Origin of the sequence: Corallococcus carmarthensis, from assembly GCF_003611695.1 — a bacterium.
In the GTDB taxonomy this organism is placed as follows: domain Bacteria; phylum Myxococcota; class Myxococcia; order Myxococcales; family Myxococcaceae; genus Corallococcus; species Corallococcus carmarthensis.
In genome coordinates this window covers 12,926-37,406 of the sequence record NZ_RAWE01000081.1, presented here as the reverse complement: position 1 = coordinate 37,406, position 24,481 = coordinate 12,926, and the positions used below count along the sequence as shown (strand labels likewise).

Below are 24,481 nucleotides of genomic sequence, written 5' to 3'. Positions count from 1 at the left end.
GCCCCGCGCGGGTTTCTGGGGCGGCAGCAGTCCTACCAGCCGCTCCCATTGGGCGTCCGTCAGCTCTCCTCGGCTCATGCCCTCCTAACACCCGGCTCCGCTCGAACTATTTGCGGACACGTCCTAGTCGTTGGCGCTGCGTGAGCGGACTCGGGCGCCATGGGGGCAACCAGGCCGGTTGCGAGGACGCCCGCGGAGGCCCTGAGTGGGCCGGGGAAGCGCCTGGAATCCTTGGGGAACCCCTGGTCGAAACGTCTGATAAGAAGCGTTATGTAAACTAAGCCTCTGGGTCCTGAGTGGGGGCAGCCCCTTCGAGGAGTCTCCGCGATGAACACCGTCTTCTTCGCCTGCGTCCACAACGCTGGCCGCTCGCAGATGGCGGCAGCCTTCTTCAACGCTCTGGCCGACTCCGCGCGGGCGCGTGCCGTGTCCGCCGGCACGCAGCCCGGAGCGCGCGTCCACCCCGAGGTGCAGGCCGTCATGGCCGAGGTGGGCGAGGCCCCCAAGGGTAAGCCCTTGGAGCGCGTCCGGCATATCCGCGATGAAGTGCGTTCCCGCGTGGCCGACCTCCTGGCCCGCGAGGCGTGGAGCCGATGAGCCTTTCCCAGGAGTGTCCGGGGCTGTCTCCTGCCTGGCGCCATGGCAACATCCGCCGCGTTTCCGCCGGTTCCGGTTCACGACGAGGCTTCCGCGGCGCATGGACTCCACGCATTCCCATGACGTCCCCCGGGGTTCGCTGGGTGAAGTCGCGCGGGTCTTCCTCCGGCTGGGACTGACGTCGTTCGGGGGCCCTGCTGCTCACATCGCGATGATGGAAGACGAGCTCGTGCGCCGGCGCCGTTGGCTGCCGCGCGAGGAGTTCCTCGACCTGCTGGGCGCCACCCACCTCATCCCGGGGCCGAACTCCACCGAGCTGGCCATCCACCTGGGCCATCGGCGTGCAGGCTGGCCCGGGCTGCTGGTGGCCGGCGCCTGCTTCATCTTCCCGGCGATGCTCCTCACGCTCGCGGCCGCCTGGGCCTACGTGCGTTTTGGCGCCCTGCCGCAAGCCGGCGCCCTCTTGTACGGCGTCAAACCCGTCATCCTGGCCGTGGTCCTCCAGGCCCTTTGGGGCCTTGGAAAGACGGCCCTCACGACGCGTCCCCGTGCCGCCGTGGCAGTCGGCGCGGCTGTGGCGAGCGCCCTTGGGGCCAACGAACTGCTCATCCTGGCCATGGCCGGAGCTTCCCTGGCGGCCTGGCTCCACTTGCGGTCGGAACCCTCCCCCACGTCGATGCTCGCGCTGGCGCCGGTGGCCCTGCACGGCGCGGCCGTCTCAGCCACGGCGTCCGTGCCGGTCAGCCTCGGGGGCTTGTTCCTGTTCTTCCTCAAGGTCGGCAGCGTGCTGTTCGGCAGCGGCTATGTGCTGCTGGCCTTCCTCCGCGCGGACCTCGTCGACCGCTGGGGCTGGCTCACCGAGGCCCAGCTCCTGGACGCGGTGGCCGTGGGCCAGTTCACGCCGGGGCCCGTCTTCACCACGGCGACGTTCATCGGCTACCTGGTGGGCGGCACGCCCGGCGCGGGGCTCGCGACGCTGGGCATCTTCCTGCCCGCGTTCGTCTTCGTGGCGCTCAGCGGCCCCCTGGTGCCCCGGCTTCGCCGTTCCCGGACCGCGGGCGCGGTGCTCGACGGCGTCAACGCGGCCTCGCTGGCCCTCATGGCCGTGGTGACCTGGCAGCTGGGACGCACGGCGCTGGTGGATGGGTGGACGGTGGTCCTGGCCGCGATCGGGGCGCTGTTGCTCCTGCGCTGGCGGGTCAACTCGGCCTGGCTGGTGTTGGGCGGTGCCGCCGCCGGACTGCTGCGAGCCTGGTGATGGGCGCTCACGCTCACGTTCATGGGGAAGTCAGTGCAGGCCGCCCGTCAATCGCAGGCGTCCTGCGCTCCGTCAGAGACTCAGGCCTGGCACCTGCACGGGCGTGAGTCGAACCGTCGTCGTCCCGTCGCCGAGTTGCCCCTCTGCGTTACGACCCCAGGCCCAGACGGTGTTGTCCTGCTTCAACGCGAGCGTGTGGGAGCCGCCAGCAACAAGGGCCGCGACGCCCGTCAATCCCGGCACCTGCACGGGCGTGAGTCGGCTCACCTTCGTCCCGTCGCCGAATTGGCCGTGGTCGTTGTTCCCCCAAGCCCAGACAGTGCCGTCCTGCTTCAAGGCGAGCGTGTGGTAGACGCCAGCGGCCAGGGCCGCGACGCCCGTCAATCCCGGCACCTGCACGGGCGTTGGGCGGGTCGTCGTCGTCCCGTCGCCAAGTTGGCCCTCTGCGTTGCGGCCCCAGGCCCAGACGGTGCCGTCCTGCTTCAAGGCGAGCGTGCGGCTGTCGCCAGCGACAATGGCCGTGACGGCCGTCAAGCCTTGCACCCGCACGGGCGTGAGTCGGTCCGTCGTCGTCCCGTCGCCGAGTTGGCCCTCGTTGTTGTATCCCCAAGCCCAGACGGTCCCGTCCTGTTTCAAGGCGACCGTGTGGTAGGTGCCAGCAACGAGGGCCGCGATGCCCGTCAACCCTTGCGCCTGCACGGGCGTGAGTCGGCTCGCCCTCGTCCCGTCGCCGAGTTGGCCCGCTGCGTTGTTTCCCAAGGCCCAGACAGTGCCGTCCTGCTTCAAGGCGAGCGTGTGATAGCCGCCAGCGACGACGACCGCGACGCCCGTCAATCCCGGCACCTGCACGGGCGTCGAGCGGGCCGTCGTCGTCCCGTCGCCGAGTTGCCCCTCTGAGTTATGGCCCCAGGCCCAGACGGTGCCGTCCTGCTTCAAGGCGAGCGAGTGGTAGCCGCCAGCAACGAGGGCCGTGACGCCCGTCACGCCCGGTGCCTGCGCGGGCGTTGGGCGGGCCGTCGTCGTCCCGTCGCCGAGTTGGCCATCTGCGTTGCGGCCCCAGGCCCAGACAGTGCCGTCCTGTTTCAAGGCGAGCGTATGCTGCAGGCCACCCGCGAGACGAGCCGAGGGACTCGTAGCGCAGGCGGGGCCGCCCTGGAGAGCGAAGGCGTAAGAAGCGGACAGGCCCAAGGCGTTGGTGACAGTGGCCGTCACCGTGGGTGGATTGCCCGCGGGCACGCAGGAGGGCGCCGTCCAGAGCACTTCGCTGGTGGTTCCGGTAGTGGAGGCGGTGCCTGGCGTGCCGGTGCTGGTGGCCCAGGCGAAGCTGAGCGCGCTGCCCTGCGGGTCCTTCGCCCGCACGCGGAAGACGACGGTGCCACCGGAGGCGGGCACCGAGACCACCGACTGGAACGTCTCCACGATTTCGGGTGGGAGCTGCCCGGAGGTGGGGGACGTCGAGACGTAGATCGTGAGGCTGCCGATGCCCTGCCCTCCGCGCCCGTCCCGCGCCGCGACGCTGAGCGTGCACGTGCCGCCGGGGGGCTGGGCGGTAGGCGCGAAACTGGGGCTCGCGGAGGAGGCATTCGCCCAGGTGCCCGCGCACGAAGCAACCCACTCGTAGCTGAGGCTGTCGCCGTCCGAGTCGCTGGCGGAGGCCGTCACCTGGGTGGCCTGGCCGACGGCGACGGAGGACGGCAGGGCCGTCAGCTTCGTCACCTGGGGCCAGGTGTTGAAGGAGACGTTGACGGCGGCGCTGCCGTTGCCGGTGCTCACGGTGATGATGACGCTGAGGGATGCCGATGCACCCTTGGAGTCCGTCACCGTCAGCGTCAGTGTCACCGGGCCGGCGGAGGCCGGTGCCGTCCAGGTGGAGGTGAGACTGGACGCGGCGCTGAAGCTGCCGGAGGCCGCCGTCCACGCGTACGTGAGGGTGTCACCCGCGTTGGGATCTTCCGCGGTGGCCTGGAGGGACACCTGACCGCCCGGGGCGACGGTGCCGGGGCTGGCCACCAGGGAGAGGATGCGCGGGGCCGCGTTCTCGAAGGGCGGTGGCGCATTCACCTCTTGCAGCAGCAGGGTGACGGCCGTCGTCAGGTTGGCCTGGATGGTGACGGGCGTCGCCTGTCCTGCGTAGCGCACGGTGTTGGAGGAATCGAAGGCCTGCGCGCTGAAGGTGCGGCCGGAGCCGGCGGGCAACTGCCCCAGCACCCCACCCCACTGCCCGCCCGTCTTCACCAGCGCATCCGTGCGCGTCGTCATTCCCGCGCCGGACACGGTGAGCTCCACGCGGGCCACGTCGCTGGCGCTCAACGCCTGCGGCAGCGTCACCACTGCCTGCGCACTGCCTTCCTGCGCCTCTTGTCCTTGCGCGCCGCCGCACCCGGCCAATGCCAACACAAGGCTCAGCGCCAGCGCGGCCAGCCTGCTTCGACTCTCTCTTCGCATTTGCTTCTCCGGTGCGTGGAACTTGAAAGCCCTCTTCCTCCAAGGCCTTTCCAAGGAGAGGAGCGCGGGACTCTACGAGCAGCCCCTTGCCCGTGCTCCTGAGTCGTCCTCGCACCGAGCAGGTGCCTTCGGACCTCTCCCGTCCCCTTTCTCTCCAGGGCGACCCAAGAGGACGAGCCGTTCACCGTCACGTCGGAGTGTGGGACGCCCGCCAGACGCGGGCGCCCAGCGCCTCGTCAGAGACTCAGCCCCTGCACCTGCACGGGCGTGAAGCGGTTCGTGGCGGTTCCGTCCCCAAGCTGTCCCTGGGTGTTGTTCCCCCAGGCCCAGACGGTGCCGTCCTGCTTCAAGGCGACCATATGGAAGTAGCCAGCAGCGAGGGTCGCGACGCTCGTCAGTCCCGGTATCCCCACGGGCGCAAGTCGGTCCGTGGCGGTTCCGTCGCCGAGCTGTCCGTCGGCGTTACGACCCCAAGCCCAGACGGTGCCGTCCTGCTTCAAGGCGGCCGAATGGTAGTAGCCAGCAGCGAGGGCCGTGACGCCCGTCAAACCCTGCGCCTGCACGGGCGAGAGGTGGTTCGTGGCGGTTCCGTCGCCGAGCTGGCCCGATGCGTTGAAGCCCCAGGACCAGACGGTACCGTCCTGCTTCAAGGCGAGCGTATGGGAGTCGCCCGCGGCGACGGCCGCGATGCTCGTCAATCCCGGCATCAGCACGGGCGCAAGGCGGTCCGTGATGGTTCCGTCGCCGATCTGGCCATCGGAGTTGCGGCCCCAGGCCCACACGGTGCCGTCCTTCTTCAAGGCGAATGTATGGCGGAAGCCAGCGGCGAGGACCGCGACACCCGTCAAACCCTGCACCTGCACGGGTGTGAGGCGGTTCGTGACGGTTCCGTCTCCAAGCTGGCCCTGTGCGTTGTAGCCCCAGACCCAGACGGTGCCGTCCTGCTTCAAGGCGAGCGAATGGTAGTCACCCGCGGCAATGGCCGCGACGCCCGTCAAGCCCTGCACCTGCACGGGCATGGCGCGGTCCGTGACGGTTCCGTCGCCGAGCTGGCTCTGTGCGTTGTAGCCCCAGGCCCAGACGGTGCCGTCCTTCTTCAAGGCGAGTGAATGGTAGTAGCCCGCGGCAAGGGCCGCGACGCCCGTCAGGCCCTGCACCTGCACGGGCGTGAGGCGCCTTGTGACGGTCCCGTCGCCGAGCTGGCCTGCGGCATTGTGGCCCCAGGCCCAGACGGTGCCGTCCTGCTTCAAGGCGAGATCATGAACCCCGCCCGCCACGAGACGAGCCCCGGCGCTCACGGCGCAGGCGGTGCCGCCCTGGAGGGTGAAGGCGAAGTGGGTGGAGAGGCCCAGCGCATTGGTGACTGTGGCCGTCACGGTGGGTGGAGAGCCGCCAGGCACGCACGCGGGCGCCGTCCAGAGGACTTCGCTCGTCGTCGCGCTGTGGGTGTTCGTGCCCAGCGTGCCCGCGCTGGTGGTCCATGCGAAGGAAAGCGCGCTGCCCTGGGGGTCGTTCGCCCGCACGCCGAAGTTCACGGTGCCACCCGCGGCCGGCACCGTGGCCGCGGACTGGGATGTCTCCACCACCTCCGGAGGGAATCGCCCCGTGGTGGTCGTGCCCACGTAGACGGTGAGGCTGCCTTGTCCCTGCCCGCCTCGGCCGTCCTGCGCCTTCACGGTGAGGGTGCAGGTGCCGCCGGAGGGCTGGGCCGAAGGGGTGAAGCTCGCGGTGGCGGACGTGGTGTTCGTCCACGTGCCGGCGCAGCTGGCCGTCCACTCGTAGCCGAGGCTGTCGCCGTCCGAGTCGCTGGCGGAGGCCGTCACCTGGGTGACCTGGCCCACGGCGATGGAGGACGGCGTGGCGTTGATTCCGACCACCTGGGGCCAGGTGTTGAAGGAGACATTCACGGCCGCACTGCCGTTGCCGGTGCTCACCGTGAGGGTGACGCTGAGGGAGGCCGAGGCGCCCTTGGAGTCCGTCACCGTCAGCGTCAGCACCACCGGGCCCGACGTCGCCGGCGCAGTCCACGCGGTGGTGAGGCTGGAAGCGGCGCTGAAGCCGCCGGAAGGCGCCGTCCACGCATACGTGAGGGAGTCGCCCGCGTTGGGGTCGTCCGCGGTGGCCTGGAGGGTCACCTGTCCGCCCGGGGCGACAGTGCCAGGGCTGGCCACCAGGGAGAGGATGCGCGGGGCCGCATTGTCGAAAGGCGCGGGCGCATTCACCTGCTGCAATAGAAGCGTGACAGCCGTCGTCTGCCCGGCCTGGATGGTGACGGGCGTCGCCTGTCCTGCGTAGCGCGCGGTGTTGGAGGCGTCGAAGGCCTGCGCGCTGAAGGTGCGCCCGGTGCCCGCGGGCAACTGCCCCAGCACCCCACCCCACTGCCCGCCCGTCTTCACCAGCGCGTCCGTGCGCGTCGTCATCCCCGCGCCGGACACGGTGAGCTCCACACGGGCCACATCGCTGGCGCTCAACGCCTGCGGCAGCGTCACTACCGCCTGCGCGCTGCCTTCCTGCGCTTGTGTGCCACCGCACCCGGCCAACGCCAGCACCAGGCCCAGGGTCAGCACAGCCAGACCGCTTCGACTCTCGCTTCTCATTTGCTTCTCCTGATCATGAAACTTCGAACCCTCTCCCGCGCCGCTGGGTGTCAGTCGTCCAAGCCCTGCACCCGTACGGGCGCGGCGCGGTCGGTCGTCGTTCCATCGCCCAGCTCGCCCTCGCCGTTGTAGCCCCAGGTCCACACGGTGCCGTCCCGCAGCAACGCCATGGAATGCGCGTCGCCTCCGGCCAGGGCAGTCACCGCCGTCAGGTTTTGCACCTGCACCGGTGTGAGGCTGCCCGCGACCGTTCCATCTCCGAGCTGGCCGGCATCATTGCGGCCCCAGGTCCACGCGCTGCCGTCCTGCTTCAGCGCCAGCGTGTGATAGGCCCCCGCGGCCATGGCCGTCACCGCCGTCAGCCCCTGCACCCGCACCGGTACCGGGCTGTTCACGGTGGCTCCATTCCCGAGCTGACCGTCGGTGTTGCGGCCCCAGGTCCACACCGTGCCGTCCTGCTTGAGCGCGAGCGAATGGACCAGCCCCGCGGCGATGGCTGATACACCCATCAGCCCCTGCACTTGCACGGGCGTGAGGTGGCTCGTGGTCGTCCCATCTCCCAGCTGCCCGGAGCTGTTGTAACCCCAGGTCCACACGGTGCCGTCCTGCTTCAATGCGAGCGAGTGATACGTGCTCGCGGCCAGGGCGGTGACGCCCGTGAGGCCGGGGACGGGCATCCGCTCGGGGCGGCTGACGGTCGTCCCATCCCCCAGTTGGCCCAGATTGTTGAGGCCCCAGGCCCACACGGTGCCGTCCTGCTGGAGCGCGAGCGAGTGGTAGGTCCCCGAGGCCAGGGCCGTGATGCCCGTGAGGCCGGGGAGCTGAGCTGGCGTCACGCGGACCACGTCCAAGGCATCCCCCAGTTGGCCGGAGTCGTTGTACCCCCAGCCCCACACGGTGCCGTCCTGCTGGAGCGCGAGCGTGTGGTAGGCGGTGGCGGACAGGGCCGTGGCCCCCGTGAGGTCCTGCACTGGCACCGGCACGGGAATGAGCCGGTCCGCGTTCGTCCCATCCCCAAGCTGCCCGTAGGCGTTGTTGCCCCACGCGACCGCGGTGCCGTCCTGTCGCACGACCAGGCTGTGCGCGCCTCCCGCGGCGATCCATGCCACGCGCCTCGGAGATGAAGTGCATGGCGTGCCGCCCGCCAGGACCATGGAGGCGCTGGCGGACAACCCCAGCGCGTTGGTGACGGTGACTGTCACCGTGAGGGACGTGCCCGAGGTGAGGCAGGCGCCCGCCGACCAGAGCACTTCGCTGAAGGTCGGGCTGTTGCTGGCCGTGCCCAGCCCGGCTGCGTTCGCGGTCCAGGCAAAAGAGAGCGCGCTGCCCTGCGGGTCTCGCGCCCTCGCCCGGAAGACGACGGTATCCCCCTGCGCCGGCACGGTGGCGATCGAGTGGAAGGTCTCCACGATCTCCGGTGGGAACTGCCCGGTGGTGGGGACGCCCACGTAGAGGGTGAGGCTGCCGATGCCCTGTCCGCCCCGCCCGTCCCGCGCCGCCACGCTGAGCGTGCACGTGCCGCCGGAGGGCTGGGCCGAAGGGGTGAAGCTGGCGGTGGCGGAAGTGGTGTTCGTCCACGTGCCGGCGCAGCTGGCCGTCCACTCGAAGCTGAGGCTGTCGCCGTCCGAGTCGCTGGCGGAGGCCGTCACCTGGGTGGATTGGCCGACGGCGACGGAGGACGGCAGGGCCGTCAGCTTCGTCACCTGGGGCCAGGTGTTGAAGGAGACGTTGACGGCGGCGCTGCCATTGCCGGTGCTCACCGTGAGGGTGACGCCGAGGGCCGCGATGGCGCCCTTGGAGTCTGTCACTGTCAGCGTCAGCACGACCTGTCCTGCCGCTGTCGGCGCCGTCCAGGTCGTGGAGAGGCTGGAGGCGGTGCTGAAGCTGCCGGAAGGCGCCGTCCACGCATACGTGAGTGAGTCGCCCGCGTTCGGGTCATCCGCGGTGGCCTGGAGGGCCACCTGTCCGCCCGGGGCGACGGTGCCAGGGCTGGCCACCAGGGAGAGGATGCGCGGGGCCGCGTTGTCGAAGGGAGGCGGTGCATTCACCTCCTGCAGAAGAAGCGTGACGGCTGTCGTAAGCCCGGCCTGGATGGCGACGCCCATCACCTGGCCCGCGTAGCGCACGGTGTTGGAGGCGTCGAAGGCCCGGGCGCTGAAGGTGCGGCCGGTGCCAGCGGGCAACTGTCCCAGCACCCCACCCCACTGCCCGCCCGTCTTCACCAGCGCGTCGGTGCGCGTCGTCATGCCCGCGCCACTCACCGTCAGCTCCACGCGGGCGATGTCGCTAGCGCTCAGCGCCTGCGGCAGCGTCACCACCGCCTGCGCGCTGCCCTCCAGCACTTGCTGCTCGCCACATCCTGCCAGCGCCAACACCAGGCCCATTGCCAGCACGGCCAGCCCGCATCGACTCTCGCTTCTCATTTGCTTCTCCAGCGCTTGGGCCTTGGACGGCCCTCTCCCGCCGCGGATCCGCGCCTACGCGGATGGATGGCGTTGCCAAGGAGAGGGGGCGGGACTCTACGAGTAGCCCCGTGCCCGCGCGCCTGAGTCTCCGTCGCGCCGGGGAGGTACCCGTTAACCCTCTCGGCACCACGCGCTGCCCAGCCGTGGCCGGTCGGGTCCCGGTTCCTCAACCAGCGGCTGTTCCTGGTGCTCGATGGCGGCGTGGACGTGAGCCGCGCGGCCGCGGTGTTCGCCAGGAACCCCGACTTCATCAAGGTCGTGCCGTTCATCCAGGCCGAGGGAGCGACGCGACTGGAGGCGGAGAAGCTGGCGGCCTACATCCCAGTCGCCTTCGGGATGCCCCTGGTCCGCAGCCTAGGAGCCCGCCCTCCCGACACCGTCCGAGGTCTCCGCCGCACCCAAGCCCTGGTGGAGGTTCTGGTCGTGATCCGGGTGCCCCCAGCTGCCGCTAGCGGGCAAGTTGGCCGCTGTTGACGGCATCGGCGTTGGGTTGCCCTGGGGTCGGTGTCTGGCATTGCGGAGGGGGCTTGGCTGCGCTTTGTCTTGATGACACATCAAGACGAGAATTCCTTTGCAATCAGACTGGCGCGGAAATGCTTGCTTGTGGCTTGTGGGAAAGGCTTCTCTTTGTCTTCCCGCATGAGGCCGATTCGCCTCTCCGCGAGCCCTGTTTGGATTGCTCCTGCCATGACCCCTGCCACCCCCATCCGGCTGTCCCTGGTGCTTGCCCTGGCCCTGCTCGTGGGCTGTGCCTCACCTCCTCCCGATGCCGACCCTCCCGCCGCGCTCGAGCGTGACGGGTCGGTGTCCCAGGAACTCGTGACGCAGGTGGCGACGTCACTCCACTCGGAGCGCCGTGGCATTGGCTTGAGCTTCCGCGCGCCCCTGGGGGCGGCCCCCACGACGCAACTGGCGGTGGACGCTCGCCGCTCGCTCGCGGTCACCGAGCAGGCCATCGTCAGCACCTTCACGCTGAAGCAGGTGATGGATCAGCTCGTCACGCAGAGCGGCGTGCCGGGCCTCACCAGCTTGCAGCTCTTCCGCCAGCTCTGGGACACCCAGAATCCCAAGCCGGGACTGGGCCTGGGTGGACACTGCAACGACCAGGTGGATGGCAGCGGCAACCCTGCCTTCAACGGCCATCCCTACCTTTGCCGCCCGGCCGAAGGTTCCCAGGCCCAGGTGGATCCGTTCGCCGACCCGAACTCGGGCAATGCGTACATGGCTGTGGGGCTCTTCAACCGATTCGACCTGGCCCCGGTGGACGGCGCGGACTGCGGTGAGTACCGCATCGTCTTCGCGAAGCGCTCCGGCGCGAGCAGCGCGACGAACCGCAACTTCATCATCTTCGAGGCCTCACTGCCCAACCCCGCCCCCGCGAAGGGACTGGAGGGCTGCCTGGCCGTCGCACGGTTCTGGAAGGACCTGTCGGCCAACAACGACCTGGCCTCCCGCGGCGCCGCGCTCCGTCAGTTCTTCTTCCAGGGCCTGCCCGGCTTCCGGCCCGTGGTGCACATCGACAACTACGGTGCGGAGGCCGGCCGGGGCATGGGGCAGATCCGCACCAACATGTTCATGCAGGCCAACTGGATGCTGCGCGAGTTCAAGCTCCAGAAGACCTGCGGCGGTACCGGTTGCACCGCGCTCAAGGCCGTGGCCGTGACGGACAAGGTGAACCCTTTTGGCGGGCTGTTCAGCCCCACGTCCACGCACCCGCTGGCGGCGGACTTCCGCGCCTTCCTCCCCGGCCAGGTGGCGGCGCTGGCGGTCGCGGACCTCAACCTCTTCAACTACGAGGTGCCGGACCGCTTCAACGGTGGCCAGAGCCAGGCGCAGGGATCGGAGAACAACTACAGCGTCCAGTTCGGAAGCGGCGGCACGCTCCGGTCGGCACTCCAGACGGAGCTCACGCGCATCGGCAGTCCGCTGACGCCGGACCACATCATCCAGCGCGCCAAGGCGCTGTCATGCGCGGGCTGTCACGACCTGAGCAATGGCGCCAACGTGGGCCTGCCCCAGACGTGGCCCCGGTCGCTGGGGTTCACCCACACCAGCGAGACCACGGAGACGGGGCCGGAGGGCACGCGCTTCCTGCTGTCCCCGGCGGTGGTGAACGTCTTCCTGCCCCACCGCGCGGCCGTGCTCGAAGCGTTCCTGAACCGTCCGCGCCCCTGCCTCACCATGGGGTGCCTCGCGGCGGGCACCTTTCACTCCCTGGTCGTGCATCCTGATGGGACGGTCCGGGCCTCGGGCAATAACGGCGCCGGTCAGTTGGGAAACGGAACGACGCTCGACAGCACCACGCCGGTCCAGGTGTCAGGACTGAGCGGGGTCGTGGCCGTGGCCGCAGGTTCCAGTCATTCCCTTGCCCTGCGTGCTGACGGGACGGTGTGGGCATGGGGCAGCAATGACTTTGGCGAGCTTGGAGATGGCACGACGCTTCGCCGAACCACGCCGGTGCAGGTTCCTGGCCTGACGGCGATCACGGCCGTGGCGGCGAAAGGTCTAAACTCCGTGGCGCTACGCGCCGATGGCACATTGTGGACCTGGGGTAGCAACTCCCAAGGACAGCTCGGTGACGGCTCGACGACTTCCCGCTTGCTGCCCGGTCTCGTCTCTGGCGTGAACGGAGTCACCTCTGTCGCCGTAGGTGTGGGCCATGTCCTGGCCCTGCGCTCTGACAAGACCCTTTGGGCCTGGGGATGGAATGACGCCGGTCAGCTGGGAGATGGCACCAAGACCCGCCGGCTCACCGCGCTGCCCGTTTCTGGAATGACGGATGTCGTGGCCGTGGGAGCGGGCTCCGGCAGCTCCGTGGTGGCTCGCTCGGATGGCACGGTCTGGGCCTGGGGCTCGAGAGTCACTCACCAGAATACGAATGGGAGTTGGAACTGGGTGTCCGACAAGTCACCCGTTCAGGTCGCGGGCTTGACGGGGGCCGTCACGGTGGCGGCGGGTGGACGCTCTGCGATGGTGTTGCGTTCGGACGGCAGCCTCTGGGCCTGGGGACTGAACACCAGTGGTCAGCTGGGAACGGGAAACCGGCAGGCAGCCACGGCGCCTCAGCCCGTGTCCGGCCTCCCCGGCGGATTCGTGTCCGTCAACGTGGGAGACGACCACGTCCTGGCGATGCGCGCGGATGGCTCGGTCTGGAGCTGGGGCGAGAACCGTGAAGGCCAGCGAGGCGATGGAACACCGAGCGCACGAACCACTCCGGCACAGGTGTCCGGGGTGGACTTCGTCATGGCGGTGTCGGGGGGGGCCAACCACGTCCTCGCGCAGCATTTCGATGGCACCGTCTGGGCAATGGGCGACAACAGCGTGGGCCAACTCGGACAGGATGACCCGGCTCCACGCTCGGCCCTGACCCGGATCGAAGGATTGAACAATGTCGGAGCCATCTCCGCGGGCGGGTATCATTCCCTGGCCATGCTTTACGACGGGACCGTCTGGAGCTGGGGGGACAACGAGTATGGGCAACTGGGTCTGGGCGTGACGAGTCAACGCTCGGGGCCCACGCAGGTTACTGGACTGGATGGGATTGTCTCGGTGGCAGCGGGCAACACTCATTCACTCGCGCTGCGCTACGACGGGACTGTCTGGGCCTGGGGCGACAACTGGAATGGACAATTGGGGAGCGAAACCATGACCTGGTGGCAGCCCCTCCCCGTCCAGGTGCCGGGCTTGAGCGGCATCGTGGCAATCGCCGCTGGGCCCGACTTCTCTCTCGCCTTGCACTATGACGGGAGCGTCTGGGCCTGGGGCAGCAACTGAGCTGGACAATTGGGCGATGGAACCACGGAACAGCGCAACAGCCCCATCCGGGTGCCGGGGTTGAGCAATGTCGTCTCCCTGGATCCGGGGGAACTCCACGTTCTCGCCGTGCGCTCCGACGGCACTCTTTGGGCTTGGGGCTCCAATGGCTCTGGAGAGCTGGGAATCGGCATCACGATGATGTCGCATCCCCCGACACAAGTGCCCGGCTTGAGCGGCGTCGTGTCTGTGTCCGCAGGCAGCCGTCATTCCATGGCGGTGCGCTCCGACGGCACCGTGTGGACCTGGGGGGCGAACTCCGAGGGAGAATTTGGGATCGGCACTTTCGTCTCCAGTGCTGTTCCCGTTCGGGTCCCCAGCCTGAATGGGATCCAGAGCGTGGCCTCGGGACAGTCCATCCGTCAGTTCGAGGCCTTCTCGCTGGCGTTGGGCTACGACGGAACCCTTTGGTCCTGGGGGGCCAACACCGATGGCCAGCTCGGCCTCGGTGGCCCGACCCGCTACAGCTGCGTGCCCGCACGCTCCCTCTTCTAGGGTGCGCCGAGGCTCGTAGAGGGCGCCCGGAAAGGCACGACCTTCCGGGCGCCTCTGGGGGCGGTTTGGGGGCCACTTCGAGCCATGTGACACCCCGTGTCTCACGGTGTTTCACCGGGTCATGTAAAATCCTGAAAACGGCCCAAATCCGCTAAACGCTTGATTTTGCTCGGACGTGGTGCGGCGCCGGTTGGAGGATTCTTGCTGCCCCCCGTCCACCAGCTCGTCGAGCGACGAGCGACCGAACTTTCCTCCCAGCTCGCCGTCGCTTCCCGGGCCCGCTCGCTCACCCATGCCGCGCTGAACGCGCACGCGAACCGGCTGGCCCATGCGTTGATGGCTCGGGGCGCGGGTCCGGACGTCCTCGTCGGCGTCTGCCTTCCGCGAAGCGTGGAGATGGTGGCGTCCGTCCTGGGCGTCCTCAAGGCCGGAGCGGCCTGGCTGCCATTGGACCCGTCCGCCCCTCCCGAGCGCCTGCGATACATGTCCGTCTCGACAGGGGCCCGGTTCGTCATCGGCTCGGGGCCAGCCGTGGAGCGGCTCGCGGCGGACGGCATCCAGGTCCTGGCCCCGGCGGCCCTGTCGCTGGAGTCGTTCCCGGACGTGAACCCGGGCGTCACCGTCCAGCCGGATCACCTCGCCTATGTGATCCACACCTCGGGCTCCACCGGGTTGCCCAAGGGCGTGATGATCAGCCACCGGGCCCTGTCTGCCTTCACCGAGTACCACTGCGACACGTTCGGCCTGTCGTCAGCGGATCGCATCGGCGTGATCGCATCGCCGGGCTTCGACGCGTTGGTCATGGCCCTCCTGCCGTCGCTGGCCGCGGGCGCTCGGCTGGAGCTGCCTCCTGACGAGGAGACCCGCCTGTCGCCCCAGAAGCTTCAGGACTGGCTGCTGGCCCGGGACATCACCTGCGCCTTCCTGCCCACGCCCCTGGCCGAGCGCATCCTCCCACTGTCCTGGCCCGAGTCCTGTGCCCTGCGCTGGGTGCTCACTGGCGGTGACCGGCTGCACCTGCACCCCAGGCCCGGGCTGCCGTTCCAACTCGTGAACGGCTACGGCCCCGCTGAGTGCACCATCTACAGCACGTCCGGTGTCGTCCCTTCCTGTGACACCTCGTCCGAGGAACGGCTGCCCTCCATCGGTCATCCCATTGACGGCGTGGAGGTCCATGTCCTCGGTCCGGAGCTGCGGCCCGTGGCGGAGGGCGAGACTGGAGAGCTGTTCATCAGCGGACCGGGGTTGGCTCGCGGTTACGTGGGCACTCCGGACCTGACCGCTGACCGCTTCATTCCGGATCCATTCTCCCGGTTCGGCGGCGAACGGCTGTATCGCACGGGAGACCTCGGCCGCCGGTTGCCGGATGGCTCGCTGGAGTTCCACGGCCGTTCGGACCGACAGGTGAAGGTCCGCGGTATCCGCATCGAGCCCGCGGAGATCACCGCCGCGCTGTTGACCCATCCGCACGTCGGAGCCGCGCACGTCGTGGCGCGGAGCACCACCGGGACCGAGGGCCAGGACGTCTCCTTCGTGGCGTGGTTCGCGCCGAAGGACGCGCGGGCTGTCCCCGGGACGGAGCAGCTCCGCGAGCACCTCCGCGCCTGGCTCCCCGAAGCCATGCTCCCCCGGACCTTCGTCGTCGTGGACGCCCTCCCCCTGGGCCCCACCGGCAAGGTTGACGCCCATGCGCTCCCCACACCCGATGCCCACGCAACCCGAAGCAGCGCGTATGTCGCGCCGCGCACGGAGCTGGAGCACGGGCTCGTCCAGGTATGGCAGGAGGAGCTGCGCCTGGAGCGGATTGGCATCGAGGACGACTTCTTCGAACTGGGCGGCCACTCCCTGTTGGCCACGCGGATCACCGCTCGCGTCACGGACGTGATGGGCCTCCCGCTGTCGCTGACCGAGCTCTTCGCCCACCGCCGCATCTCCCAGCTGGCGAAGGTATTGGAGTCGCGCCAGTCCAGTCCCGCGAAGGCCGCACTGCCCCCCGTGGTCCGAGTCGCCGACCCCGAACGGGCTCCGCTCTCCGTGCAACAGGAACAGGTCTGGTTCCTCCAGAAGCTGTCTCCCGGAAGCATCTCCTACCAGGCGCAGACGACGCTCCGCGTGCTGGGTGGGTTGGACCTGGCGGTGCTCGAACGCGCCCTGACGGAGATCACCCGGCGCCATGAGCTGCTGCGGACGACCTACGAGGAAGTCGACGGCCGGCCATGGCAGCGCGTGCTTCCCGTGACGCCAGTCCACGTCCCGTTGTTCGACCTGTCCAGGCTGTCCACGGACGAGCGCGAGCACCGGCGTGAAGAAGCCCTTCGCCAGGAGCTGCGGCGGCCCCTGTCCCTCTTCGAACCGCCGCTCGTTCGCTGGACCGTCATCCGATTGGCTCCGGATGATCACGAGCTGGTCCTCGTTGAACACCACGTCGTCCACGACGGCGTGTCCTTCTCCGTGCTGATGCGGGAGCTGGACGCGCTCTACAACGCCTACCTCCGGGGCCAGCCGTCGCCGTTGCCGGAGCTTCCGGTGCAGTACCGCGACTTCGCGGCGTGGCAGCGCGAGGCGCTCGACGGTCCGGCCATGAAGGCCCAGCTCGACTTCTGGCGGACGCGGCTGGCCGGTGCTCCGGAGGTGCTGCCGCTGCGCACCGACCACCCGCGGCCCCGCGTGCAGACCTTCAACGGCGACCTGCTCCGGTTGGAGCTGCCACCCGCCCTGCCCGGCGCCTTGCGAGCATTCTGCCAGCAGGAGGGTGTCACCCTCTTCAACGCCCTCTTCGCCGCCTTCGCCACGCTGCTGCATCGCTACACCGGCGAGCAGGACCTGTGCATCGGCTCGGCGTTCGCGGCCCGGGCGGGCGTCCGGAACATCGAGAACGTCATCGGCATGTTCGTCAACGCCGTGGTCCTCCGGTGTGACGTCTCCGGCGCGCCGTCGTTCCGCGAGCTGGTCCGCCAGGTGCGGGACCTCACCGTGGCGGCGGCCGAGCACCAGACGTATCCGTTCCTCAAGCTGATTGAAGCCCTGGGCGTGAAGCGCGATCCCAGCCGGAATCCGCTCGTGCAGGCCATGTTCAGCTTCCACGACTCCGCCGTGCGGAGCCCCCAGCTGGGCGATGCGTCCTGCACCATCTTCGAGCGGGGCAATGGGTCCTCGAAGGTGGACCTGGACGTCGTCGCCATTCCGCACGCGGGCCGATACCTGGGCGACAAGGAGCGCGGCGACGCGCGCATCTCGCTCATCTGGGAGTACAACCGGGACCTCTTCGACCGCTCGACGATGGAGCGGATGGCCGCGCACTTCCTCCGGTTGCTCGAGGCCGCGGTGGCCAGCCCTGGCATGCCGGTGTCCCGCCTGCCGATGCTTTCGAATGCGGAGCGGCAGGTCGTCCTGGGAAACGGATTCGCGACGCCAGTCAGCGCTGAACCGCCGGTGCATCACCAGGTCCTGGCGCAGGCCCTGCGGACCCCTGACGCCGTGGCCGTGCGCGACGAGTCAGGCACCCTCACCTACGCGGAGCTGGTCCGGCGCGCGACGCTGCTCGCGGAACATCTCCGCGAACACGGCACGGGCGTGGAGTCGGTCGTCGCTGTCTGCACGCCTCGCGGCGCGGAGCTCGTGACGGCCGAACTGGGCGTGATGCTGACCGGAGCTGCCTTCCTGCCGTTGGATCCGGAGCATCCGGCCGAGCGGATCGCGCTCATCCTCCGGGATGCCGGCGTGCGCCAGGTGGTCACCACCGGGCTGCTCGCGGACCGGCTCCCCGCCACGCTGGAGCGCGTGCGCATCGAAGACTTCCGTGGACCTGGCACGCCCACGGGTGGCCTGCTCACGGAGTCGCGGCCCGGTCAGCGGGCCTACGTCATGTACACCTCCGGCTCCACGGGCGTCCCCAAGGGCGTGGTGGTGGAACACGGCGCGTTGGCCCACCTCGTGGGATGGCATCGGCGCGCCTTTGGCTTGAATGAGAACAGCCGCACCACGCTGCTCTACTCACCCGCGTTTGATCCGTCCGTCGCGGAGCTCTGGCCGGCCCTCACCTCGGGCGCGACGCTGCACGTCCCCGGGCAGGACGTGCGCCTGTCCCCGGAGCGGCTCCAGGCGTGGCTCCTCTCGGAGCGCATCACCTTCACGGACCTGCCCACGGCGCTCGCTGAACGTCTGCTGGCCCTGCCCTGGCCTGACGCGTGCGAATTGCGCACGGTGCTCGCTGGCGGAGACCGCCTCCATGTGCGTCCCATGCCCGGACTGCCATGGCGGTTGTTCAACCAGTACGGGCCCACCGAGACCACCGTCACAGCTACGTCCGGCGAGGTGCTGCCCTCGGAGGTTGATGAGGAACTGCCCACCATTGGCCAGCCCATCGATGGGACCACGGCCTACGTCCTGGACGCGGAGCTGCAACCTGTCCCTACGGGCGTCGCGGGAGAGCTGTACGTGAGCGGTGCCGGTGTTGCGCGCGGCTATCTGAACCGCCCGGACCTCACCGCCGCGAGCTTCATCCCTGACCCGTACGCGGCACATCCAGGCGCGCGCATGTACCGCACCGGCGACCGGGTCCTGCGCCGTCAGGACGGGATGCTCGAGTTCCTGGGCCGCATGGACGCGCAGCTGAAGATTCGTGGCTTCCGCGTGGAGCCCGCGGAGGTCGCCGTGCGGCTGCGCACGCATCCCGGACTCGCGGAGGCGCACGTCCGCGCGTGGAGCCCTCCCGGTGGAGCGCCGCAGTTGGTCGGCTACGTCGTGCCACGCACCGGACAGGCACTGCCCACACCGGCGCGGCTGCGTGAGCACCTCGCTCGCGAGTTGCCCGCGTACATGATCCCCTCCGCGTACGTGGAGCTGAGGTCGCTGCCGCTCACCCACGGCGGCAAGGTGGATGAACGGGCGCTGCCCGCGCCCACGCCTGGCACCCAGGCGCCCCAGGTCCCGCTCGCGAACGAGCACGAGCGGCGGATCGCTGGCATCTGGTGCGAGACGCTGCGCCTGGAGCGCGTGGGCGCGGAGGACAACTTCTTCGACCTCGGTGGTCACTCGCTGTTGCTGGCACAGGTGCAGTACCTCCTGAAGCAGCGCATGGGCCACGACGTGCCCATGGTGACGCTGTTCGAGTTCCCCACCATCCGTGCGCTCGCGGGACATCTCCAGGGCCATGACGATGGTGGAGAGGCCGCGGCCGCGCAGGAGCAGCGCCAGGAGCAACGACGCAGTGGACGTGCGCGCCTGCTGGGCCGTCAGGGCCGGTTGGCGTCGGATCGCTCCCGAGAGGAAGTGGAATGAGCGCGTCCCTCGACCTGATGGAGGAAGAGGATCGCTCCGCGCATCTCGCGGTGGTGGGCCTGGCGTGCCGGCTCCCCGGTGCGGCCAACGCGGCGGAGTTCTGGTCCAACCTGGCCGGTGGCGTCGAGTCCATCACCTTCTTCGGTCCGGATGGACGGCCTTGTGCCGAACCTCCCACCGCGCGCGCCGTGGGCGAGGCGGTGCCTGCCTTCGGCCTGATCGCGGATGCGGACATGTTCGATGCGGCGGCCTTCGGCATCTCGCCGCAGGAAGCCCTGATGCTGGATCCGCAGCACCGCGTGTTCCTGGAGTGCGCGCGCGAGGCGCTGGAGGACGCCGGATATGATCCGGCTCGCTACCGGGGCGCCATTGGCATCTACGCGGGCGGGAGCGAGACGGACTATCTGTCCACGCTGCGGGCTCGGAGGGACCTGCTCGCGGGGGCCAGTGACTGGCAGCTCCGGCTGGCCACGGGCGTGGACTTCCTCACCAGCCGCGTGGCCTACAAGCTGGGACTGCGCGGGCCGGCCGTCACCGTGCAGACCGCGTGCTCCACGTCCCTGGTCGCCATCCACCTGGCCGCGCAGGCGTTGCTCGCGGGGGACTGCGACATCGCGCTGGCAGGCGGTGCGTCCGTGCACGTGCCGCCCCGGTTCGGCCACTACAGCGAGGGCGGCCCACTGTCCCCGGATGGCCGCTGCCGTGCGTTCGACGCGCGCGCCCAGGGCACCGTGGGCAGCAACGGCGCGGGGCTCGTGGTGCTCAAGCGGCTCGCGGATGCGATGGAGGATGGAGACACCATTCGCGCCGTGCTCCGGGGCACCGCCGTCAACAACGATGCCGCTGGGAAGATTGGCTTCACCGCGCCGAGCGTGGAGGGCCAGTCCCGCGTCATCGAGATCGCCCTGCATGCCGCGGGCGTGGATCCCGCGAGCATCAGCTACCTGGAAGCGCATGGCACCGGCACTCGGCTGGGGGACCCTATCGAGGTCGCCGCGCTGACGAAGGCGTTCGGTGCTCGCGAGCGGCGGCCCTGCTGGCTGGGTTCGGTGAAGACGAACATCGGCCACACGGACGCGGCGGCGGGTGTCGCGGGCTTCATCAAGACGGTCCTCGCGCTGGAGCACCGGAAGCTGCCGCCGAGTCTGAACTTCGAACAGCCCAACCCGGAGATCGACTTCGCGCACGGCCCCTTCCGCGTGAACACGGAGCTGCGGGACTGGGACAGCGGCGGTCATCCCCGGCGGGCCGGCGTCAGCTCGCTGGGCATTGGTGGCACCAACGCGCACGCCGTGCTGGAAGAGGCGCCCACCCTGCCCGGCTCCGAACGTTCGCGCACCCCGCAGCTGTTGGTGCTGTCTGCTCACGGTCCCGCTGCGCTGGCCCTGGCCGTGGACCGTCTCGGAGGGCACCTGCGCGCGCATGCGGAGGTGGACCTGGGGGACGTCGCCTGGACGCTCCAGGTGGGCCGCGCCGCGCACAAGCACCGCGCGTTCGCCGTGGGCCACGACGCCGCCGAGGTCCTTCGTTCCCTGGCGGAACCGGATGGCTTCTCGCAACAGGAGGCCGGTGAATGCCAGGTGGTGTTCATGTTCCCGGGCCACGGTGGGCAGCACGTGGGCATGGGCCGGGAGTTGTACGGCTCGCAGCCGGCGTTCCGCGAGGCCGTGGACGCGTGCCGTACGCACCTGACGCCGCTCCTCGGCTTCGACCTGGGGACGGTGCTCCATCCCGATCCCTTGGATGCCACGGCGCTCGAGCTGGCCACCGCCCGGATGGGCGAGTTCGTCACCGGGCAGCTCTCCGTCTTCGTCATCGAGTACGCGGTGGCTCGGTTGTGGAGGCGCTGGGGTGTGCAGCCCGCCGCGGTGGTGGGCCACAGCCTGGGGGCCTATGCCGCGGCCACGGTGGCTGGCGTGTTCCGGCTGGAGGATGCGCTGCGGTTGGTCCTGGAACGCTCGCGCATCCTCGCGAGTCTGCCTGCGGGGGCCATGCTGGCCGTGCCGTTGCCCGAGGCGGAGCTTGCACCCCTGCTCCAGGGAGGGCTCGCACTGGCGGCCGTGAATGGGCCCGCGCAGTGCGCGGTGTCCGGCCCGGTGGTGGAGATCGAAGCGCTTCAAGCACGACTGACGGAGCGCGGTGTGGAGTCGAGGCTGCTGCGCATTCCGGGCGCGGGACATTCGCCGCTTGTCGAGCCGTCACTGGCCGCGTTCACCGCCTGCGTCCAGCGCGTCGAGCGGCGGCCCCCACAGCTCCCGTGGATCTCCGACCGCACGGGTGTGGCCGTCACGGCGGAAGAGGCCGTGGACCCGGCGTACTGGGCCGCGCACCTGCGCCACACCGTGCGCTTTGGCGATGCGCTGAACACGTTGTTCGCGGGTCCGGCCAGCGTCTTCCTGGAGGTCGGACCCGGACGAACGCTGGCGACGCTGGCTCGACAGAACCCTGGAGTGGGGCCGCACCTCACGGTGGCCACCCTCCCCCATCCCGCGGACAACACGTCCGATGGAGTCAGCGCGCTCACCGCCGCCGGACGCCTGTGGACCGCGGGTGTTTCGATCTCCTGGCAGGGATTGCACGGGGGCATCCCCCGCCGCCGGGTGCCATTGCCTACGTACCCGTTCGAACGTCAGCGCTATCTCGTCGAGGCACCCGCCACATCCGTCACCGTGACGAGTCCCTCCATTCAACCCGCTGTGCCGCAGCCGCTCGAGGCCGAAACAGTCGAGGTGCCGGAGCTGCCCGAGGATGAAGTCGTGCGCCGGATCGCCACCGCGTTCGCGGAGGTCCTGGGGCTGGCCCGGGTGGGACTCCACGACAACTTCTTCGCGCTGGGCGGCGACTCGTTGATGGCGGCACAGCTCATCGCGCGGTTGCGCCCGCACCTCGCCACGCCCCTCAAGGTGAAGGCCATCTTCCGTGCCCCCACCGTGGCCCGTCTGGCCCGTTTCATCGCGGAGTCCTCTCCGGAATGAGCACGACTTCTCCCTGGCTCGCCTGCCGCATCCGGCGTCCGGCAGCGCCCGTGCGCCTCTTCTGCTTCCCGCACAGCGGCGGCTCCGTGGGCGAGTACGTCCGCTGGGCGGACCTGCTCCCGGACATCGAAGTCTGGGGCGTGCAGTTCCCTGGCCGTGGGGCTCGAGCGGAAGAAGCGCCGTTCACCCGGCTGCACGAACTGGTGGAAGCCCTGGTGCGCGCGGTGGACTTCGGAACGTCCTTCGCGTTCTTCGGCCACAGCCTGGGGGCGCTCATGGCCTTCGAGACGGCTCATCGTTTGCGCGACCTGGGCCGGGTGACACCCGATGCACTGTTCCTCTCCGCGGCTCCGGCCCCACAGCTTCCTCCGCGCGGAATCCCCGCGAGCCACCTGGACGAGGACGGGCTCCTCACCGCCCTTGAACCCACCTACGGCGAGCTGATCCACGAGCTGCGCGAGGACGAAGAGCTGCGCGAGCTCATCCTCCCAGGCCTGCGCGCGGACCTGCTCCTCGTGGAGTCCCACCGGCACGAAGACCGTGCACCCCTCCCCTGCGCGATGACGGTCACGGGCGGCACCGAGGACGACCTGACCCGCGAGGAACTGGACCCGTGGCGCATCCACACCACCGGGCCCTTCGCGCTCCACCTGCTGCCCGGGGGCCACTTCTACCTGCGGGACCCGGAACCGAAGTCCACCCTCCTGCGCCTCATCGCGGAAGCCCTCGCCCCAAGGAACAACACCCCATGAGCCACGAGCCGCTGCATCCCGCCACCCGCAGCCGTGAAGGCTTCATGGGTCAGCTCTTCGCGGGGAAGCTCCGCTGGGACCTCGTTCGTGATTTTCCCGAGCAGGACCCCGAGGAACGCCGCCAGGGCGACGCCGTCATCGCCGAGGTCGAACAGTTCCTCGCCGCGAACGTGGACCCGGATGAGATTGAACGCACGGGCCGCATCCCGCCCGAGCTGCGCGAAGCCCTGCGTTCACGCGGCTACTACAAGCTCCAGGTGGAGCGGGCGCTGGGAGGCCGGGGCCTCTCCATGCTCAACACGTTCCGCGTCATCGAAGCCGTGATGAGCGTGTGCCTGCCGGTGGGATACACGTTGGCGATCCACAGTGGTCTGGGCGCGGGCGCCATCATCGAGGCCGTGCAGGACGGTCCCCTCAAGGACTACGTCCGTGGCCGGGTCGCCGACGGGGTCATCTCCGGCTGGGCCGACACCGAGCCCATCGGTGCCTCCGTGCGGCGCGCGTCCACCACGGCCGTGCCCACGGAGGACGGCACGGCCTATGTCCTCAACGGCGAGAAGGTCTTCATCGGGAACGGATCCATCGCGGACCTGCTGAACGTCACCGCCACGCTCCAGGAGGACGGCCGCGAACAGATCAGCCTCTTCATCGTGGAGACCTCCAGCCCCGGCTTCCACGTCCGCGCCGAGCACGGCCTGATGGGCCTGCGAGGCCTCCCCATCGCCGCGCTGACCTTCGACAACGTGCGCGTGCCCAGGGAGCGGATGCTCGCGATGTCGCAGGAGCACTGGCGGAACACGCCGCTGCTGGAGCCGCTCAGCGCCCTGGGCCGCATGTACATCATCGTGGCCGCGTCGCTGGCGCTCTCCAAGAAGTGCCTCCAGTGGTCGCGCGACTTCCTGCACAGGCGGCTCGCGCAGGGGCGCAGGCTGGGTGACTTCGATGAGATCCAGCGCCAGGTGTCCGCCACCGCGGCGGAGGTCTTCGCCATGGAGAGCGTGGCCCGCTGGAGTCTCACGGGTGTGACGGCGGACACGCTGCCCCTGCGGTGGTTCGAACAGGTGGCGGCCAAGAACATCGCGTCCCTGACGTGCGCGCGCATCACGGACCGGACGATGTCGCTGCTCGCCGCCGAAGGTTACGAGACGTCCGAGAGCAAGGCCGCCCGGGGCGCGACACCCGTCCCGCTGGAGCGCACCCTGCGCGATGCCCGGGCTTTCCGGGTCGCGGGCGGCGTGGACTTCCTCGTGGACCACAAGGCCGCACGGGAGGGGCTCTTCTCGCTCTACTACCCGTCGGCCTCGCACGCGGCGGAGCTGGAGTCGCCCCCGGCCCCGCTGCCCGTGGAAGAGCACCTGTCTCCTCGCAACCGCGACCATCTTCAGCACACGGCGCGGGAGGTGCACCGGCTCGCGAAGCGAAGCCTGGACCTGTCGCGCCGCCATCCGGATGCGGGCGTCCTGTACGCACGCCAGCGGACGCTCATCCTGATGAACCAGCTCTGCAACGAGCTGTTCACCATGTCCGTCACGCTGGCCCACGCGTCGGCCCTGTCCTCACGCGGGCAGTCCCACGCCGATGCGCTGGCGGACGTCTACTGCACCGCCGCGCGCTTCCGCATGGAGGACCTCTGGCGCCAGGCCGACGCCGACGCGGAGCCGGACTTCGCGGGCGTGAGCGAGCGCTGGCTGACGGGCGACACGCTCGACTTCCTGCTGAGCGACGTCCTCATCCGGAAGTGATCCTCATCTGACCCGTGCGGACCGAGCCGCCCGCTGGGAGCGCTTTTGCGCCAAACCTGTCC

The 24,481-nt window shown here is 69.6% G+C and carries 11 protein-coding genes; 8 read left to right on the top strand and 3 right to left on the bottom strand.

What is annotated here, in order from left to right; genetic code table 11:
- The first annotated feature begins 327 nt into the window (after positions 1-327).
- Entirely contained in the window at positions 328-597 is a 270-nt protein-coding gene (locus tag D7X32_RS21810) for an arsenate reductase/protein-tyrosine-phosphatase family protein (protein WP_120604496.1), read from the top strand.
- A 100-nt stretch (positions 598-697) separates the two neighbouring features.
- Complete coding sequence (gene chrA, locus D7X32_RS21805; RefSeq protein WP_120604495.1) at positions 698-1,855, top strand: chromate efflux transporter; 1,158 nt, start codon at positions 698-700, stop codon at positions 1,853-1,855.
- A gap of 72 nt (positions 1,856-1,927) precedes the next feature.
- Here chrA and D7X32_RS45505 read toward each other — a convergent pair whose 3' ends face one another.
- The 3 genes from D7X32_RS45505 to D7X32_RS21790 all read right to left on the bottom strand — a co-directional run bounded on the left by D7X32_RS45505 (position 1,928) and on the right by D7X32_RS21790 (position 9,320).
- The gene (locus D7X32_RS45505) at positions 1,928-4,300 is read right to left on the bottom strand and encodes an RCC1 domain-containing protein (protein ID WP_158625733.1); all 2,373 of its coding nucleotides are present in this window, start codon (positions 4,298-4,300) and stop codon (positions 1,928-1,930) included.
- A gap of 236 nt (positions 4,301-4,536) precedes the next feature.
- The gene (locus tag D7X32_RS21795; RefSeq protein WP_120604494.1) at positions 4,537-6,897 is read right to left on the bottom strand and encodes an RCC1 domain-containing protein; all 2,361 of its coding nucleotides are present in this window, start codon (positions 6,895-6,897) and stop codon (positions 4,537-4,539) included.
- Between the two features lie 50 nt (positions 6,898-6,947).
- Positions 6,948-9,320: an RCC1 domain-containing protein gene (locus tag D7X32_RS21790; protein ID WP_120604493.1), complete on the bottom strand. Its 2,373-nt coding sequence runs from the start codon at positions 9,318-9,320 to the stop codon at positions 6,948-6,950.
- A gap of 729 nt (positions 9,321-10,049) precedes the next feature.
- Here D7X32_RS21790 and D7X32_RS46885 point away from each other — a divergent pair.
- The 6 genes from D7X32_RS46885 (at position 10,050) to D7X32_RS21760 (ending at position 24,419) form a co-directional block, all read left to right on the top strand.
- Entirely contained in the window at positions 10,050-13,136 is a 3,087-nt protein-coding gene (locus D7X32_RS46885) for an RCC1 domain-containing protein (RefSeq protein ID WP_244239127.1), read from the top strand.
- 51 nt (positions 13,137-13,187) lie between these two features.
- On the top strand, positions 13,188-13,670 hold the full coding sequence (locus tag D7X32_RS47580) for an RCC1 domain-containing protein (protein ID WP_341868147.1): 483 nt from the start codon (positions 13,188-13,190) through the stop codon (positions 13,668-13,670).
- 201 nt (positions 13,671-13,871) lie between these two features.
- Complete coding sequence (locus D7X32_RS21775; RefSeq protein WP_158625732.1) at positions 13,872-18,950, top strand: non-ribosomal peptide synthetase; 5,079 nt, start codon at positions 13,872-13,874, stop codon at positions 18,948-18,950.
- The gene (locus tag D7X32_RS21770; RefSeq protein WP_120604490.1) at positions 18,947-21,925 is read left to right on the top strand and encodes a type I polyketide synthase; all 2,979 of its coding nucleotides are present in this window, start codon (positions 18,947-18,949) and stop codon (positions 21,923-21,925) included. The genes D7X32_RS21775 and D7X32_RS21770 overlap by 4 nt, the downstream gene beginning before the upstream one ends.
- Positions 21,922-22,677 carry a thioesterase II family protein gene (locus D7X32_RS21765; RefSeq protein ID WP_120604489.1) on the top strand — a complete coding sequence of 252 codons (756 nt, stop codon included), beginning with the start codon at positions 21,922-21,924 and terminating at the stop codon, positions 22,675-22,677. Before D7X32_RS21770 ends, D7X32_RS21765 begins: the two co-directional genes overlap by 4 nt.
- Positions 22,674-24,419 (top strand): acyl-CoA dehydrogenase family protein, encoded by a 1,746-nt coding sequence (locus tag D7X32_RS21760; protein ID WP_120604488.1) that lies wholly within the window; start codon positions 22,674-22,676, stop codon positions 24,417-24,419. The genes D7X32_RS21765 and D7X32_RS21760 overlap by 4 nt, the downstream gene beginning before the upstream one ends.
- Positions 24,420-24,481: the final 62 nt, after the last annotated feature.